Here is a 16,124-nt window from a genome sequence, read left to right on the forward strand (position 1 = left end):
GCAAAGGATAACAAATGAGCCTGGAACAGATCACCGAACAAATGACCACCCGCATGGGCGCCGGTGGCCAGTTCAAAAAATCGGTGAAGTTCGATTTCGGCAGCGATGGCCTGGTGCGCATTGATGACACGGTCAGCCCGGTTGTGGTGACCAACGAAGATGGCACGACGGCCTGCACGATCAAGGTCACCATGGCCGATTTCATGGAGATCGCCACCGGCAAGCAAAATGCCCAGATGGCCTTCATGATGGGCAAGCTGAAGATCGAGGGTGACATGTCAGTTGCTCTGTCGCTCGGCACCATCTTGGGCTGAGTCGCGCGCCGCCGAGCCGGCCCCAAGGCGCGGCTCGGCAGCACTGCTCCCACAACGGAACCAAGATGACCTTTCGATTCACGCTGTGGTTGACAGGATTGAGTTTGATACTGGCTGGGGCTGCTGATGCCGCGCCGGCCAAACGCAGCCCAGCGCGAAGACCGGCGCCCAGGGTTGTGCCAAAACCCGCGATCGCAACGCCCGCCCTGCCGTTTACCCCTGGCATCATGGTGCCCAAGCCGGTGGTGTTGGCCAAGCCAACGCCGATCGAAGCCCGCGCCCACGCGGTCTGGATGCTGCGCGCCGCGCTGAATGTCGCCGCCTTGCAGTGCCAGTATTCGCCGTTTCTGCGCACAGTGGACAATTACAACCAGATGCTGCGCAAGCATGGTGCCGAATTGACTGCAGCGCAGGCAACGATGGTGGGCCATTTCAATCGCACCGTGAAGCGCGGCGGCGCGGCCAGCTTTGATCGCTATAACACCCGCAGCTACAACAGTTTTTCCACGCTCGATGCGCAGTATAACTTCTGCTGGGCGGCGAGCCAGGCGGGCGGGGCACTGCGCGTTGCCAATGTCGGCAGCATGGCCAGCGTTGCCGAAACCATGGGGCCGCAACTGCGCGCCGCATTGCAGGTGGTGCCGCCGGCAGCAGGACTGATGGTGCCGCCACCGGCGCCCTTCCCTGATTTCACGATCGCCGAGAGTTTGGCGACAGAGGCAACTGCCGATCAGGATTGAACCAGCGGTTCGGCGTGATGCACGGCCGTAGCCAATCGGGCACGGCCATTTTCCAAGCTGGCATGTTTGCGAAGTCTACCGGGCGCACGAAAAAGGGGCGCGGCGATTGCTCGCCGCGCCCCTGATTCTTGTGCCCGCGGGCCGCTTACTGCGGCTGGCAGGGACCAGTCGGAGCCGGAGCCGGCGCGCCGCTGAAGCTGATCTCCACGCGGCGGTTCTGCGGTTCGCGCACACCATCGGCGGTATCAACCAGCGGGCGGCCTTCGCCGAACGCTTCGGTTGCGATCGCATCGGCACCAACGCCCTTGCCGGCCAGATAGGCCTTCACGGCATCAGCGCGGCGCTGCGACAGCGCAACGTTGTACGCATCGGCGCCCGACTTGTCGGCGTGGCCGGCAAGCGCAATCCGGGTCTGGCCGGTGGCGGCATATTGTTCAGCCGCACGGTCCAGGATCGCCGCTGCTTCGGCGGTGATCGCCGACTTGTCCCAATCGAAGAAGACCAGGAACGGACCCGGGGTCACGGCAGCAACCGGGCACGGCGGCAACGGCGGCGGCGGCGGCGGCGGTGGCGGGGGAGCCGGCGGAGCCGGGGGCGGCGGCGGCGGGGGCGGCGGTTCAGCTTCGAAGAAGTTGTAGGTCAGCGTCAGCAGCACGCTGTGGCTGCGGAAACGCGTATCAACCGGCCGGCCGTTGGTGGTGAAGACATTCACGTCGGTGACGTTCATGTAACGATACTTCAGACCGATATCGATATTGTCGCTGACCGGCTTGTACACGCCGGCCAGGATGTTCCAGGCAAAGGCCGTGTCGGAATCGTTGACGAACACTTCGCCGGGCACGCGAATGCGGCCGAATTCCTTGATCCGGGCGATACCGGCACCAGCACCGACATAGCCGCCGGCGTCCTTGCCCTTGCCGCCGAAATCGACGAGGCCGTTCAACATGAACGCCAGCGCCGACGCCGAACCACCGGCATTCTGATAAGTGCCCACTGGCGGCGCACCGAGGATGCTCGCACCGGCCGCATTGGTGTAGCGGATCGCCGGGGTGATTTCGTTGACGAAGGTGGTGCGGTTCTTGCCGCGGATGTAGTTCAGCGCGAATTCGGTGCGGAAGCCGCCGAAATCATAACCGATGTTGCCGCCGGCATCGAAGCCTGGAAAATAGACCTGCTTGATGGCGTTGCGGACAGGTGCAGCGCCAGTGGCGGTTGCAATATCCAGATCCTGATTCTGGATCAGGTTAACGCCTGCTTCCAGGCCAATATACCAAGCCTTGTCCTTCGCCACGGCTGCGCTGGACAGCGCCGTTGCCGCGAGAACGAGGCCGATCGCAAACTTGCGCATCGTATTCCCCTTTTTGCCTGCCAGCACCATACCGGCTTCCCATTGCCTCTACTCTAGCGTAGCAATGGCATGCAAGTAGGGATTGCCCCCCAGTGTTGCCGCGGGGCCACAGGTAATAGCGGAAAAACCGCCGCTTACCGAGGTTCAGATCAGCAATCCCTGCTGTTGCAGGGCAGTCACAAGCTCAGCAAAAGCCGATCGCACTTCACTGTCAACAGTCGCGCCGCCACTGGGCAAGACGGGCGCAGCCGCCGCATCCACGCGCCGCAGCAATTGCCAATTGCCGGCATGCACCAGCACAACTGCATCATCGGCAACCAACACAATCTGCCCATCGCGCGGCGTCTGGGCCAACCAGGCACTGTCTTGCCAGTGCATCAGCGTGCCGGCCGGATGGGCCCATGCCGCTGCGCCCGTGGCCGGCACGATATGGCATTCACCCGCCATCGGACTGGCCGGCGGTATGGCAGCGCTGCGGGAGGCCACCACAAGCGCCACCAGCCGATCTAGCGCCAGCAGCGCATCATTGTGGGTCACATCCTTCTGGCCTTGTCCGGCTGCAAGCAGCGGCAGCGCCAGGCGCGGGGTCTCAGGCATGTCCGTCTCCCGTTCAGTCAAGGGCAAATGTGGCGGTGCGCCCCGGCGCGGCACCCAGTTGTGTCACCGCCAGCCACAAGGGCCCCGCCCGGTCCGGGCAGCGCCAGGCCGGCGCCGCCACTTCGGCCTCTGCGACCACGCCGACGGCATCGCGCAACTGCACCCGAAACGCGGTGCGCACTTCGCCAGGCGGTACGTCCACCAGATCGGGCCAGCCAAAGCCAGCACGGCTTTGCGCGATCCAGGCGAACTGCAACTGGCCATCACGGCGCGCGACGTGCAGATGTACCGGCGCCAGCGGCTGCAAGCCGGCGCCGCCCACCATCACGTCGATCGGGGTGGTTGCTGCATCGCCTGCCCCGGCCGCACGGAGCAGGATGGTTTGGCCCAATTGTTCCAGCGACAAGGGCAGCGCCAGCAGCGCGGCAGGATCGAGCATGACAAAGCGTTCACCTGCCACATGCCCGGCAACCGCCCATTCCGTACCGCGCCGGCCGCGCAACAAGCCGGACAGGCGAAACCGCTGTGGTGCCAGCGCCTGCACCGTACTGAACTGGATCAGTTCATCGCCCAGCAGCGCCAGATTGGCTCCGGCCAGCACCGATGGCTCCGGTCGACTTTCCAGCCACATCGCGTCGTTCAGCAGCTCGACTTCAACATTGAATCTGCGGTCCCAGCCGGCAGGCAGCACCGGGGGCAGGGCACTCAACGCTTGTCCCATCGCCGCCGGCATCGGCAGCATGCCGGCATCCTGCCAGCTGATTCCGCCATCCTGGCTGATCAACACCGCAGCGCGACGCCAGCCGGCACCTTCGCCAGCCCCGGCCAGCCACAACCGCGGTGATGCGGGCAGCTCGCCGGGCAGTGGCGGCAGATCCATCGCCATAAGGCGCGTTGGTCCGGCTGGCCGATCATCATGATCAAGCACGCGGCCGGCATCGCCGGGCAGCAGCGGCGCCGGCAGGGCCGGCACCCGCACCAGATCCAGCGACAGCACAAAGCCGGCAAAGCGAACTTCGCTTACCCGCCAATCGCTGGCATCAATGCGCAGCACATCGCCTGGCTGCACCCCCAGAAACCGCCAAGGCAGGTGCAGGGTGCGGCGCTGGCGCGCCGCCGTCAGCCGCTGCAAGCGATTCTGGCCCAACTGCTTCGCCGCAGACGCTGTCAACACCAATGGCAGCGCCAGATTGTCCATCCGCGCGCCGGCGCGATGACGGGCGCGTTGCAGGCCGGGCTGGTAATCGCGGGCCGCATCGAAATAGCCCAGCTCCACTGCATCGGCCGCCGCATGGCTGGCCCCGCGGCGCTGGCGATCGCGCGCCTGATCGCTGCCCGGTGCGCGCGCGTTGGCGGCATCGCCGGGCTGCACCACGACCGACGGCAGGCCGGGGCCAACAATGGCGCTGCCCGCCGCCAGCACCGCGCCGGCCGCCTGCACCGCCGGTGCCAGCGCATCTGCCAGCGGCCCGGACTGGCCGAGATAAAGGCCATCCACCGCTGGAAATGCACCTTGCACCGGCAACGTAACCCCAGCCAACGCCGCGACATCGGTCATGGCCGCGCCAAGATCGACTGGCTGCGCATCGGCAAACACTTCAAACGCCAGATTGGGCAGACGATTGCCAAACTCGACCAGCGGCAGATCATCGAACACCGCCACGGCCAAGCCGCGAAACGCCGGCGCATCGCCTTCGGCCGCCGCAATCAGCGGATCGGGCAATTGCCGTTCGCTGCCGAGCGCCAGGCGCATGGTAACGGGCTGCAACCATTGCCCGCCGGCATCGCGCAGCAATTTGCCATCGGCCCACACCCGGCCAATGCCAATGATCGGCCCGCGCGCCAGCAGCACGGCAAAACTGGCCGAATAGCTGGGGCCGCTGCTGCCCGAACTGCGCTTGCCGCCGCGTGCCGCCGTTTCGCGGATCGGGGACGCCCAGATGACATTGCCGGCCAGGCGCATGCGGCCGCGCACCACGGCAATCGGTTCGCCATAGCTGGCGGCCTGTATCTCAGGCGGGGCCGCGCGCGCGCCGCTGCGCTGCCGGCCACCCGACAGCCGCGCGTCGACCACGCCGCCCAGCAATGTGCCGATGATGCCGCCCACCGGGCCGAGCACGGCACGGCCGACCACGCCAAGCACCAGACTGGCCATCGCACGCCTCCTTCAACGAACGCCGGGAAAGGCCCAGGCCGCCACCACGGCCCAATCATCAGGTGCCGGTCCTTCCACCACGCGTCCCAGCCCGGCGTGGGCGTGAATGATGCCGGCGTCGCTCAAAACCGCGACATGGCGGTGACCGGCAGCGAGGCGATATTCGATCAGATCGCCGGGCTTGGCGCGCTGCATCCCGCCCCGCACCCGGCGCAAGCCGAGCGCGCGGCAGGTGTCGGCCAGCAGCGCGCCATGATCGCCACCCAGCACATAAACGGGAAGCGCCGGCAGCATGATTCCGGCACCAGCCGCCGCCAGCAGCGCCACGCCGATACAATCCAGGCCCAGGCGCGGCATGCGGCCCTGCGGGCGAAAACGCGTGCCAAGGCCAGCACGCGCCGCCGCCAGCGCCGCGCGCCGGCGGCGGGAGAGCTTTGCCGACGCGCCCATCAGATCTGATACCGGATGAGCAGATCGGCGCCCGGCACATGGGGTTCGCCGCGGAAATTGGCCGCGTTGCCAAACCGGTCGTGACAGGTAGCAAAGCGCTTGTCACACCCCTCCCGCAGCAGCACGCGCGTGCCGAAGGCCAGCGCCAGCGGTTCGTCGAGCAGCAACCAGCCTTCATCCGCGGCAATCAGTCGCCGTTCCAACCCGGCTTGCGGGCCATCGAGCACCAGCAGCGCACCCTGGGCGTGATCGGCCGCGATGACCCCGTCGGCGCGCACGCGATCGGGCTGGGTGCCAGTCAAGGCCACGATCCGCTCGCGTCCGCGCAGGCTGACCCGACAGCGCGCATCGCCCAGCTCGGCGCGGCATTCCGGCGAGCAGGTTTCGACTGCGCTGGCCGCCAGCGCCGCGCCCGGGCCAATCAGTTCGGCGGTGAACCCGGCATCGGCGCCGTCGCCCACCGTCACCTCGCCCAGCGTGCCAGTGGCGAGGCTGTGACGGCCAGCGCCAGGGTCACGCCAATCGACAAGCAGCAGCTCAAGGCGCGCGCCGTCCCAGCGGCCGGCCAGCAGATCGGCGGCGGTGAGCGCTCCGGCCGACAGCGCGCCCGCCACTTCCATGGCGTCGCTATCCAGCCCGTCGCCCAGCACCACGGCCGATGGCGTCATGCCCGGCCGCGCCAGGTGCAGCAGGCCATCAAACAGTAACGGCCGATCATGGCTGGTGAAGCCCAAAGCGACGCCATCGCGGCGCACCAGCCGCCAGCACAGGGCCAGATGCGTGAGTTCCGTGTCAAGCATCGCCATCCTCGCGGATCTCGATCAACGGCACACCGGGCAATTCGCCTGCGCGCCAACCGGCGATCGAAACCGCCAGCCGATCGCTGGCGAAGCGTACCGGAACGTCAAAACGATAGCCGGCGCTCACCACGGCGCCGGCCGGCGGGGGCACCGCAAAATCGATGTGACCGCCGGCCTGCAGCGTCCAGCCGGTCTGTGCCTCGCCGTTCACCGCCACCACCACGGATTCGGGCCACGGCCGGGTGATGCGGCGGCGCTGCGGCGGGTCATCGGCCAGGCCAGCATCGCCATAGTGCTTGACCAGCGCAAAGCGCGTGTTGCTGCCATTGCTGCTGCCCAGCGATTGATCGGTCGCCGCCGGATCGCTGCCATTGGCCGCCGAGCTGTTGTCCAATGGATCGAGAAAGCGAAAGCCGTGGGCCTGGCCGCGTCTGGCCCGGAAAAACGCCAGCAACTGCGCCAGATCGGCTTCGGACCGTATCCCCAGCCCGGCATCATATTCCAGCCGCGCATCGGCCCATTCGGCATTGCGCTGTTCTGCGCCTGAGCCCGTCACCACCACTTGCGTGGAGAAAGCCGGGCCGCCCGCCGCGCCGAAGCCCAATTGCAGCGGAAAGCGCACATCATGGAACGCCGGCATGGCATCGTCTCCATCAGCCAGAATGAAAGGCGTGAAACCGTCGCGCGCCACCTGCGGCCAGGCCCAGATGAAGATCTCAGCGGCTGGTGACTGTGCGGCTGCGGCCGCAATCAACGGCCAGTGCGCAGGCGCATCGGCGGCGTTCAGCACAAAGCCCGCCAGATAATGCTGGCTGGCGAGCGGATAACCCAGCCGCGCGTTCACTTCGCTGCGCGCACGCGCTTGACCGGCGTGGTTGGCGCTGGTGACGAACGTGTAATCCTCCAGCTGCAAAACATCGAACGTCGGGTGCGCCCAGGCCGCGGGCAGATTGGCGCGCGCCAGATCGGGACGATCATCCAGCAACACTTGCGGCGCGTAAAATAGCAGATGCGTGCGCACACCCGGTGCCGCCGCGTGCGCGGCGTTCACCATGCCGGCGGTCGCTTCGGCCAGCCTTGCCCCGCACCAATCCAGATATGCCTGCTCGGCCGGCGATTTGCCGCCCCGGATGTCGGCGATGGCCGGCGCCGCCTGCCCGGTTTCAGCCTGCCAGCGTGCGGTGGTGGCGGCATCATAAAGGCAGGGCCGCGCATCCGGGCCCACCCACCACCACGGCTCCCCCACCTGAAAGGCCGGCGCCATGCCTGCCGGCACCAACGCCATGGCCGCGCCAGCCACGCTGCAAAGCCAGGCCTGAGCGGGCGCGCTGCACGGCGACAGCAGCGCTGACGGTGGCACCCAGCCGGTCAGGCCGATCACGCCATCGCTGTCGCGCTGCGCCCAGTCGGCCGGGCAATGCGCTGCGAACAATTCCATCGACAGCGACAGGATCAGCACAAAGCCCAGTGCATGGGCGCGCATCAGAAAATCCGCATGCCAAGCCGTTGCCGGTCCACAAAGCGGCCGCGCCGGATCAACCAGATAGACATCGCCCTCTGGGTGCAACGCCATGAAATGGCTCATGCCCAGATAATGGGTGATCGGGCCGCGCCAGCCGAGCAACAACGCCTGATCCAGGATGCGTTCGGGAGACTGATTATAAAGGTCATCATAGGCGGTGCACAGCCGCCAATCATGCGGCGGCAGCGATGGCCGGCCAGCCTTCAGCACCGCACCGTCACCATCAAGTGCCAGCGTCGTCAGCCGCACCTCGGCGGTGGCCACGGCAGCCAACGGCGCATCGCTGCCGTCGTAACCGGTCGGCACCAGGCTGACGAACATCCGGTCGATATCACCGGCCCACACCGGATCGGCCTCTGCGGGCAACAGGAAGCCGCCGGCAAGCGCATCGAAATCGAGACGGACCTCGGCATCGGTGGACGTGCCGCTGGCATAGTTCCACAGCCGCACATACCAGGTGCGCGCAGCGCCACCGGCATCGCGCCCTTCGATGGTGAGCACCGGACCGTTGATCGCATCAAGCGGCAGCACATCGCCGCTCGATTGCCAGCGGAACCGCCACAACAGCCCGCGATAATCGCGGCGCGTTTCCAGCGCACACAGCTTGTGGCTCCAGCGGTCGGCCGATTCCCAGATCAACCCGGCCAGATCGTTCCGGCGCTGGAATTCCAGCGCCACGACCACAGTCTCCGGCCCGTCCGTCACCACGCTGGCCATCATGGGACGCGGAAAATCCACCAGCCACCAGCGCGGATCGAAACGCCGCACGGCGCGCGTCGCTTGCCTGTCGGCGGCGCTGGCCAGCCACCAGCGCATCATGGCCGCACCTTTTCCAGTGCACGCGCCACGGCCCGCGCCACCTGGTTGCCGGTCTGCTGCATCACCGCCGGGCCCGCATCGCGCGGTGCCGCGACATTCACCGTGATGTTGACCGTCCGCGCGCTGCTGGTGCCATTGGCCTCCACCCGGCCTGCCGCCGTCGGCACGAACAGCTCCGGCCCGCGCTCGCCGACCATATAGGCGCGCCCGGCGCTCACCGATCCCCCCGTGGCGCGCCCCGGCAGGCCGAGCAGGCCGCCGATCAGGCCGCCGGCGCCATGGCCACGGCCCCCGAAGATCGACCCGAAATCAAGCCTCAGCGCCTGTTGGGCAATGTCGCCCAGCACCGAAACGCCGATCCGCCGCAGATCATCGAAGCCCAGTTTGCCATCGGCCAGCGCACGGCTCAGCGAGCGGCTCAGCCCGGCACCGGCGCGGTTCAGACCGGCCGCCAACGGGCCATCAAGGGTGCGCTGCACTTCGCCCACACCGGCGAGAAAGCCGCCCGTATCGGCCCGCAGCTTCACCACCAACTCGTCCACATCATCCATCGGGGAATGCCTCCATCAAGGCTGCCAGCTTCGCTGTGTCGGCCGGGGCCTGCGGCTGGGCATCCAGGCCCAGGTCGAGGCCCAGTGCCGTCACCAGCTCCGCCGGCGTCGCAGTCCAGAACTCGCCCGGCCGCCAGCCCAGCGCGGTAGCCGCAACGTGCGCGGCCCGCCGCGCGGCGCCAGAAAAATCCTGAGCGGCAAACATCATCGTCCGGCCAAGATCTGGCCCAGCAGCACACGCAGCGTTGGCGCCGCGTTCACCAACCCGCCGGCCACCAGTGCCTCGGCAAAGGCGCCGCGCTCGCGTGGCTGCGCCAGGCAATGCCAGAACAGCCCGACCAGTTCGGCCAGCGTCAACTGCCCCGCCGCGGCACGCTCACACAGGGCGAACAACGGCCCCAGCTCGGCCTCGGCCGCCACCAACGCCGCAAACGTCGGCCGCAACAGCAGCCGCTCGCCGCCGATCACCAACTCGGCTTCGCCCCTGATGGCATTGGGCACGGCTTCGGCCGTCACGCCGCTGACGGCGTCGCTCCTCACGCCGCCACCACGGGGCCGCTGCTTTCCAGCGCCAGGCTATAGGTGCGCTCACCATTGAAATCGCCGGCATAATCCAGCCGACTGATCTGGAAGCGCCCGGTGATCGTCTCGCCGCTTTCAAACTGCACCTGATAATCATCGATCACCCCGGCCAGCGCGCTGGCCTTGACGCGGGTTTCGGCACCCGATCCGGTGAACACACCGGAACCGGACAGCGACACCGATCGCACCCCGGCGCCAGACAACAGCTCCCGCCAGCCGCCCGATCCCTGGTTGGTCACCACCACGCTTTCGGTGGCCAGCGTCAATTGCGTGGTGCGCAGGCCTGCGACCGTGGCGAACACCGGCGGCACTGCGCCATTGCCGACCTTCAACAGGAAGGCGGCGCCCTTTTCCATTGCCATGCTGCTTGCTCCTAAAGTGCGTGCGTGAACACGCGGATTTCGATGCTGCCCGGCCGCCAGCCATCCTGTGCGACACCCACGCCGCTGCGCAGCAGATTGACCAGCACGATGCGCTGGTCATTGTGGACACCGGCCAGCCCGCGCAGCCGCGCTTCGGCCAGGCCCAGCAGCGCACGCAGCCGTGCCGCGCCGGGGCGATCGTCCCAGATCGTCACCGCCAGGCGCGTGGCATGGCCGGTCTCGGTCTTGCTGCCCCAGTCACTGACCAGATCAGGGCCGATGACCGCATAGGGCGCCGCCGCTTCGGCCGGCGGACCATCAAAGACGCCGTTCAGCCCCGGCAGATCGGCCAGCGCCGCCACCACGGCCTTTTGCACGGCCAGGCTGGCGCTCATGATCTTTCTCCCAGATCGGCGCCGGGCCACAGCAATTCGGCATCCGGCACCCGGTCGCGGCTGCCGCGCCACCGCTGTCGCAGGCCCGGTCCCAGCAGCCGCACCGTATCGCCTTCGCGGCTCACAACGCCCTGCCCCGCCCAGCGCTGCGCCACCCGCGCGCCCAGCCGCGCCACAGCCGCTGCCGCGAGCCCCTGCATGCGCCGCCGCAACAGCGCCGCCATTGCATCACCCATCATGGCGCGCGCCCTTCGCACAATAAGCTTGCCAACCCCGGCAGCGCCGGGTCGCGCGCCACGGCCAGCACGGCGAGACAAGCCCCGCGCCAGCGCAGCCGCACATCAAGCCCCAAATCGTCACGATCGCGCAGCAGCACCCGCCAGCGCCGCTGCGTGCGCGCTGCCTCTCCGCCAACCACTGGGGCCAGCGGGCCTTCGACACGCAGCTCCGCATGCGCCCGCGCAAGCTTGATCCACGTCCCCACATCATCGCCGGCTGCGTCGCGTGCGGACTGCCAGCGTTCGATCACCACCGCCTCGGCCAGCCGGCCAGAAACTTCTCGCGCACTTTCAGCCATGCTCATCCCCCAAGGCTCATGCGCCGCCACGGCCGCCATAACGCCGCCACGGCGGCGGGCGGCGGGCCGGCGTCGGCCGCATCGCGGTGGCTGAAGAAATGGCTGACCAGTCGCACGATGCCGGCCCGCAGGGGCTCCGGCACGCCATTCCAATCCTCGGCCAGCCCGGCGCGGAACCGCGCCACGCTGCGCTGTTCCGGCACGCGCACCAGCCGCAGCCAGCCGGTGCCATCAGCAGCGATATCGCCTTGCCAATCACCCGCAGGCAGCGCGTCGGCGCCGACAAACACGCCTGAAATCGCCACACACGGCAGCGCGCGCAGCCGTTGCCAGGCCAGATCGGCCACAAGCGCCTGCTCGCCTTCGCGCGCGATCAACCATTGGCCGATGAACGCTTCGCACAGGCCCATGGCGGCCCGGATATGGCCGGCGACAACTGCATCCTCGTCATCCCGATCCAGCCGCAGCGCCGCCTTGCACTCCGCAAGGCCCACGACCAGCGGTCCGGCTTCCAACGATATGGCCATCACCGCTCCTCCATCCGCACCACCAGGGTACGTTCATCGCTGCTGTTGTCGCTCAGGGTCACGCGATTGGTCACCCGGCAGACCTGGCCTGCCGTGCCACCGCTCAGCGTGATCGCGGTGCGCCCAGCCTCGATGCGTGGGCCGGCCAGCGTCAGCCCGGCTGCCGGGAGGACGCTCCACATCGATGCGACGATGGTGCGGCCCGCCAGATAGCCAGCGTCCCAGTCGACCGCATGGTCGACGACCGCGCCGGGGTCTTTCAGAAACAGGGTCATGAATGGGGCCTTTCGCGTTTGGGCCTATGACAATCCGGTGGAGCAACGGGACGCGGTCACACCGGCGGCGCTGCCGTGACTGTCCACGCCGCCACATTGACCGCACCACCAACCAGCACCGGCTGCGGTGGACAGGTGGTGACATAAAGCAGCCGCCCGCCCGCCCCATCGACGAGCGCAACATGATCGGCGGTGCCATTGGCCAGCGCGACCAGGCCCTCATTGGCCGCCACTGTCAGTTGCCGACCGCCGCCCGGCGCACCGGCCTTGGCAAAATCCGCCGGAAGCAACGGGGCCGTGGCCAGGGGCGTCGCCACGGCCGCGGCAAAGTCTGCCGGTTGCCCGGCCAGCACTACCAGAGCATCTGCACTGGCCAGCACATCGAGTCCGGCATCGAGCACCGGCTGGGCTGCAAATCGCGCCATCATCACTCTCCCAGATTGGATCGATCAATCGCCGCGCACCGCCAGCGCCCGGCGGGCGAGCACCAGCAACGCCGGCAGCAGCGCCACCGCCCGGCGGGGCAGCGCCACCTGCGCGCCGCCATCCGTGATCGGCAGCACTGCTGCCTGCGGCACCATCAGTGCCGGTCCTGCCGACAGCAGCACCAGCCTATGCGTCAGGATCATGCCCCGCCCCCCTCAGCTTCCCGTGATCGCCAGCGTCTTTTCGCGCAGCACCGTCACGCCATCGGCGGCGATCATCCGCACCGTCACGTTGCGCGTGCCGGTCCAGCGTTCAGTCGCCAGCAACTTCGCCGTGCCGCGCGCCGCGACCGCCACGCCATTGCCATTGGCGCTGGTCAGCGGGTTGCCAGGCAGGGCGGCCAGGTTCACGCCGCCACGGTGGACCTGATCGTCATAGAGTAGGCCATCGAGCTTGCGTTCGGTCAGGGCTTCATCAAGGTCGCCATCGGCCGGGCCGAACGGCCAGGCGCGGGCATAATCGACGCGCACGTTGCTCGCCGGCCACGCGCCGCCCGTGCTGGTGAGCACGGCGCGGGTGGCGGTGGCATCCAGCGCGACGGTGAAGCCCGTCTTGGCGAAGGTCGCGCCGTCATCGGTGCTCACCCAGAACTGGTTGTTGATGCCGGCGCCGTTCAGCGTGCGGACGGCGCGGCCGAGTTCGATCTCGATCACCGTGCGCGCGCCATCGCGGAACCAGGCCGCCACGACACGCGGGCCATGCGCCTTGATCGTGCGATCATAAGCCCAGGCCAGCGACCGGCCGATGCCGCGACCAAGCCGGGCCTGGCCGACCTGATTCTGATCGCTTACCGAACTGCCGCTGCCGCCCAGCGTGGCGTTGCTGTGGAACGCGCAATGCAGGCTGCCCGGATTGGACGTGCTGGCCGGGATCGGGTTGCCGTCCATCACGATATCGGGCCAATAGGGGCCGAGGATACCGCGCGCGCCGCGTTCGGCGACGAAGGCCACATGTTCGGCGCGCTTGCCCGGCGTGGAAGAACCATCGGGCGGGCTGCGGTGGCCGCGCCATGGTGGCAGCACCAGCCATGGCGAAGCGGGGGTGACGGTGAACCGCGCATCGATGGCATCGGCATAGGCGGTGCGCGTGGCCTGCACACTGGACATGTTCGGCGTCCACATGATGGCATGCACATCGGCGATGCCGCGCAGCATCCAGGCATAATGCCCCACCCGGCCAACGCCGCCGGCACTGCCCGCGCCCGGTTCGCCGACCGTGCCGAGATACGTCCACTGCCCGATGGTGGCATTGGCCGCCCAATCCGCCATGGCCGTGCCGCCGATGGCCATGTTGGCGATCAGCAACGGGTGGCCGGGGTTGTGCACCTGCCACTCGTTCATCATCAGCAGCGTGCCCTGGGTCAGGCCCGCCGGCGTCTGCCCGCCGATCATCCGCGTGATCAGCGGCGTCGGCTTCACATAGCTGCCGCCGCCGGCATCGGTGCTGCTGCCTTCCAGGAAGATGCCCTGCACACCGGCCGACAGCGCGATATTGAGCACGTTCTTCGGGGCGTTGGCGTTCTCGTTCACACCGGCCATGCCGGATTGACCGTGGGTCAGCACCACGGTGCCGACCAGAAAATCACTCATCGTCGCGGCGCGGCTGACATCGTTGGTGTCGCGCACCTGCAGATCGAAATTGCCGATCGGCAGCGTGTCGGTAGTGCTCCAGGTGCCGCCGCCGAACGTGCCGACCGCCGCCCAATCAAAGCCCGATACCGGCGTGCTGGTGCCCGCGAGCACCCAGCGCCGCTGCATCGCCGTGGTGCCGGCCTGATAGGTGCCGCTGGCGGTGTAGGGCAGCGCGCCGCGCCCGCCGTGGAACTTCACCACGGGTTCGGTGATCGTCGGATTGGTCGTCCAGTGCGCCGGGGTGAAGCTGGCGACATCTTCCAGACCGCCCGTCAGGCTGTTCCAGTTGCTCTGCACCAGCGCGTTGGTGCCGCCGGTGCCGCTATTGGCAAGGCCGGCGCTCAGGCTGCTCATCGGCCAATAGAAGGACAGATCAGCCTTCGCGTCGGCGCGCAGATTGGCATAACCAAGCGTGCCGGCATTTTGCGCGGCGATCAGGCTGGCATAGCTGTGCAGCGCGCCCGGCGCGCCGGTGCCCGCCGCCAGCGCCAGCAGCGCATCGTGATGCGGGCGGTTGTTGGCGGTGTCCCACGGGAAATCGCCGTTGACGTGGGCGAAGTTCTCGAACGCCAGATTGACCGGCGACCGCGCCGCGCCCGTTGCCGGGCGGCTGTTGAAGATTTGCGACAGCAGCACGCCGGTCGCGCTGGTGACATAGGCGGTGGCCAGGGCGGTGGCGATGACCTGGCTGGAAACGCCGCCGCCCACCAGCACACGCGCGAACCAGCCCTGCCAGACCGGCGATGCATCGGTGCCAGTGTTCTGCTCGCCATAGACCAGCAGATAGACGTCGGTGCCGTTGGCAGTGAGCGCGGAAACGCTGGTGAAATCCTGGTTGGCGGCGGCATAGCCGTTCTGATTGCCGGATCGCGCCGTGCGGCGCGGGCGCAGCCGCAGCGCGCCCTGGCTGGCGTTGTCACCGCCGATCCAGACGACGCCATCCTGTCCGCTGTTGAAGTTGCCGGCGTTGTTGCCGTCATGCCCCCACAGTGGATAGACGGTGTTGCTGGTGAAGTTGGGTGAACCGGGAAGGCGCACGAACGCCGCCTGCCACCAGCCCACCACCTTGCCGGCCGTGCCGCCCACGGTGATCGCCGTGGTGTAATTTCGCTTGGTGACGTTGTTGGCGGGCCGCAGATCGGTCGCCGAAATGGTTTTGATGCGAATCGCCATTAGCCGTTCACCACAGCAAGACCCGCCGGCTCGTCCACTAGGCGAAAGGTGACGCCGGCAGGCGCATTGATCGGGGCGAGGTCACCGATGGAAACGGTGCCCCACGCGGTCGTGGCACTGCTGTTTGACAAGCTGAAGTCGGGGGTGCCGGGTGCCGGACGCCGCCCGCCGCCACCGATCCGCCCTGCACCGCCAACGCCGCCGCCGATGAACATCATGCGGCCACCGGCACGATCGACAGGCTGCCATCGGTTGCACCATCGCGGATGAAGCTGATGAACTGGCCGCTGCTGATGCGCAGGTGAAATTTCTCGTCGGCGGCCAGCGGGATCGATCCAGCGGCGACAGCGGCGTTCACACCACTGTCCCCCACCCGGATGAATCCACGCACACTGGCATGCAGCAACACTTCGGCGGCGGTGACGGCCGTTGACCGCTGCGCACCCGCACCGCTGGTCGTCAGGCGCTGGCCCGCGGCAAAATCATAGGCCCGCGTGGTGCTGGCCACTGCCGGCACCGTCAGCACATCGACATCGCCAATATTGTTGGTACCAGCCGGCAGCGTGCCGCCGATCGTGACAATGGTATTTTCAAGCGCCGCCAAGGTAGGCGCATCCAGTGCAACGGTGGGCGTTGCAGCAAAGGCCGGCAGCGTGCCGCCGATCTGCACCGGCAGCCGCGCGCCGGCGCTGTCGGCAACAACCACCGCTGCGCCATCCGCGCCAAACGCCAGCTTGGCATAGGGCCAGTGCACGCCGGCCAGTTCATCGGTTGCAAACGCCAGGCCGATGGCCGGCGCCGTCACATTGTCAGGCATGTT

The 16,124-nt window shown here is 67.8% G+C and carries 22 protein-coding genes; 2 read left to right on the plus strand and 20 right to left on the minus strand.

Going from position 1 to position 16,124, the window contains the following annotated elements:
* The first annotated feature begins 14 nt into the window (after positions 1-14).
* Entirely contained in the window at positions 15-314 is a 300-nt protein-coding gene (locus ABWP22_RS14825) for an SCP2 sterol-binding domain-containing protein (protein ID WP_353200761.1), read from the plus strand.
* Positions 315-541: 227 nt separating this feature from the next.
* The gene (locus ABWP22_RS14830) at positions 542-1,054 is read left to right on the plus strand and encodes a hypothetical protein (RefSeq protein WP_353200762.1); all 513 of its coding nucleotides are present in this window, start codon (positions 542-544) and stop codon (positions 1,052-1,054) included.
* Between the two features lie 145 nt (positions 1,055-1,199).
* On the opposite strand, the gene ABWP22_RS14835 is transcribed toward ABWP22_RS14830, so the two are convergent.
* The 20 genes from ABWP22_RS14835 to ABWP22_RS14930 all read right to left on the minus strand — a co-directional run bounded on the left by ABWP22_RS14835 (position 1,200) and on the right by ABWP22_RS14930 (position 16,121).
* Entirely contained in the window at positions 1,200-2,402 is a 1,203-nt protein-coding gene (locus ABWP22_RS14835) for an OmpA family protein (protein WP_353200763.1), read from the minus strand.
* 144 nt (positions 2,403-2,546) lie between these two features.
* Positions 2,547-2,999, minus strand: a complete 453-nt coding sequence (locus ABWP22_RS14840; protein WP_353200764.1) for a DUF2793 domain-containing protein — start codon at positions 2,997-2,999, stop codon at positions 2,547-2,549.
* Between the two features lie 13 nt (positions 3,000-3,012).
* A complete protein-coding gene (locus ABWP22_RS14845) occupies positions 3,013-5,154 on the minus strand; it encodes a GTA baseplate fiber-binding domain-containing protein (RefSeq protein WP_353200765.1) in 2,142 nt (713 codons plus the stop codon).
* A 12-nt stretch (positions 5,155-5,166) separates the two neighbouring features.
* Positions 5,167-5,604: a peptidoglycan endopeptidase gene (locus tag ABWP22_RS14850; protein ID WP_353200766.1), complete on the minus strand. Its 438-nt coding sequence runs from the start codon at positions 5,602-5,604 to the stop codon at positions 5,167-5,169.
* On the minus strand, positions 5,604-6,410 hold the full coding sequence (locus ABWP22_RS14855; RefSeq protein ID WP_353200767.1) for a phage/gene transfer agent baseplate hub protein: 807 nt from the start codon (positions 6,408-6,410) through the stop codon (positions 5,604-5,606). Before ABWP22_RS14855 ends, ABWP22_RS14850 begins: the two co-directional genes overlap by 1 nt.
* The gene (locus tag ABWP22_RS14860) at positions 6,397-8,742 is read right to left on the minus strand and encodes a phage distal tail protein, Rcc01695 family (RefSeq protein ID WP_502951135.1); all 2,346 of its coding nucleotides are present in this window, start codon (positions 8,740-8,742) and stop codon (positions 6,397-6,399) included. Before ABWP22_RS14860 ends, ABWP22_RS14855 begins: the two co-directional genes overlap by 14 nt.
* Positions 8,742-9,296, minus strand: coding sequence for a tail tape measure protein (locus ABWP22_RS14865; protein ID WP_353200769.1), 555 nt, complete (start codon positions 9,294-9,296; stop codon positions 8,742-8,744). Before ABWP22_RS14865 ends, ABWP22_RS14860 begins: the two co-directional genes overlap by 1 nt.
* Positions 9,289-9,504, minus strand: coding sequence for a phage tail assembly chaperone (locus ABWP22_RS14870; RefSeq protein WP_353200770.1), 216 nt, complete (start codon positions 9,502-9,504; stop codon positions 9,289-9,291). Before ABWP22_RS14870 ends, ABWP22_RS14865 begins: the two co-directional genes overlap by 8 nt.
* Positions 9,501-9,836 (minus strand): GTA-gp10 family protein, encoded by a 336-nt coding sequence (locus tag ABWP22_RS14875; RefSeq protein WP_353200771.1) that lies wholly within the window; start codon positions 9,834-9,836, stop codon positions 9,501-9,503. The genes ABWP22_RS14870 and ABWP22_RS14875 overlap by 4 nt, the downstream gene beginning before the upstream one ends.
* Complete coding sequence (locus tag ABWP22_RS14880; RefSeq protein ID WP_353200772.1) at positions 9,833-10,240, minus strand: phage major tail protein, TP901-1 family; 408 nt, start codon at positions 10,238-10,240, stop codon at positions 9,833-9,835. Before ABWP22_RS14880 ends, ABWP22_RS14875 begins: the two co-directional genes overlap by 4 nt.
* Before the next feature lie 11 nt (positions 10,241-10,251).
* A complete protein-coding gene (gp17, locus tag ABWP22_RS14885; RefSeq protein ID WP_353200773.1) occupies positions 10,252-10,635 on the minus strand; it encodes a tail completion protein gp17 in 384 nt (127 codons plus the stop codon).
* Positions 10,632-10,874, minus strand: a complete 243-nt coding sequence (locus tag ABWP22_RS14890; RefSeq protein WP_353200774.1) for a hypothetical protein — start codon at positions 10,872-10,874, stop codon at positions 10,632-10,634. The genes gp17 and ABWP22_RS14890 overlap by 4 nt, the downstream gene beginning before the upstream one ends.
* On the minus strand, positions 10,871-11,212 hold the full coding sequence (locus tag ABWP22_RS14895) for a head-tail adaptor protein (RefSeq protein WP_353200775.1): 342 nt from the start codon (positions 11,210-11,212) through the stop codon (positions 10,871-10,873). Before ABWP22_RS14895 ends, ABWP22_RS14890 begins: the two co-directional genes overlap by 4 nt.
* A 2-nt stretch (positions 11,213-11,214) precedes the next feature.
* A complete protein-coding gene (locus ABWP22_RS14900) occupies positions 11,215-11,739 on the minus strand; it encodes a head-tail connector protein (protein ID WP_353200776.1) in 525 nt (174 codons plus the stop codon).
* Complete coding sequence (locus ABWP22_RS14905) at positions 11,739-12,014, minus strand: phage fiber-tail adaptor protein (RefSeq protein WP_353200777.1); 276 nt, start codon at positions 12,012-12,014, stop codon at positions 11,739-11,741. The genes ABWP22_RS14900 and ABWP22_RS14905 overlap by 1 nt, the downstream gene beginning before the upstream one ends.
* A 56-nt stretch (positions 12,015-12,070) precedes the next feature.
* A complete protein-coding gene (locus tag ABWP22_RS14910; RefSeq protein WP_353200778.1) occupies positions 12,071-12,439 on the minus strand; it encodes a hypothetical protein in 369 nt (122 codons plus the stop codon).
* Positions 12,440-12,463: 24 nt separating this feature from the next.
* Positions 12,464-12,643: a hypothetical protein gene (locus tag ABWP22_RS14915; RefSeq protein ID WP_353200779.1), complete on the minus strand. Its 180-nt coding sequence runs from the start codon at positions 12,641-12,643 to the stop codon at positions 12,464-12,466.
* Between the two features lie 12 nt (positions 12,644-12,655).
* The gene (locus ABWP22_RS14920; protein ID WP_353200780.1) at positions 12,656-15,304 is read right to left on the minus strand and encodes a hypothetical protein; all 2,649 of its coding nucleotides are present in this window, start codon (positions 15,302-15,304) and stop codon (positions 12,656-12,658) included.
* Positions 15,304-15,522 carry a hypothetical protein gene (locus ABWP22_RS14925; protein WP_353200781.1) on the minus strand — a complete coding sequence of 73 codons (219 nt, stop codon included), beginning with the start codon at positions 15,520-15,522 and terminating at the stop codon, positions 15,304-15,306. The genes ABWP22_RS14920 and ABWP22_RS14925 overlap by 1 nt, the downstream gene beginning before the upstream one ends.
* Positions 15,519-16,121, minus strand: a complete 603-nt coding sequence (locus ABWP22_RS14930; protein WP_353200782.1) for a hypothetical protein — start codon at positions 16,119-16,121, stop codon at positions 15,519-15,521. The genes ABWP22_RS14925 and ABWP22_RS14930 overlap by 4 nt, the downstream gene beginning before the upstream one ends.
* Positions 16,122-16,124 lie beyond the last annotated feature (3 nt).

Source organism: Sandarakinorhabdus sp. (assembly GCF_040398665.1).
In the GTDB taxonomy this organism is placed as follows: Bacteria; Pseudomonadota; Alphaproteobacteria; order Sphingomonadales; family Sphingomonadaceae; genus Sandarakinorhabdus.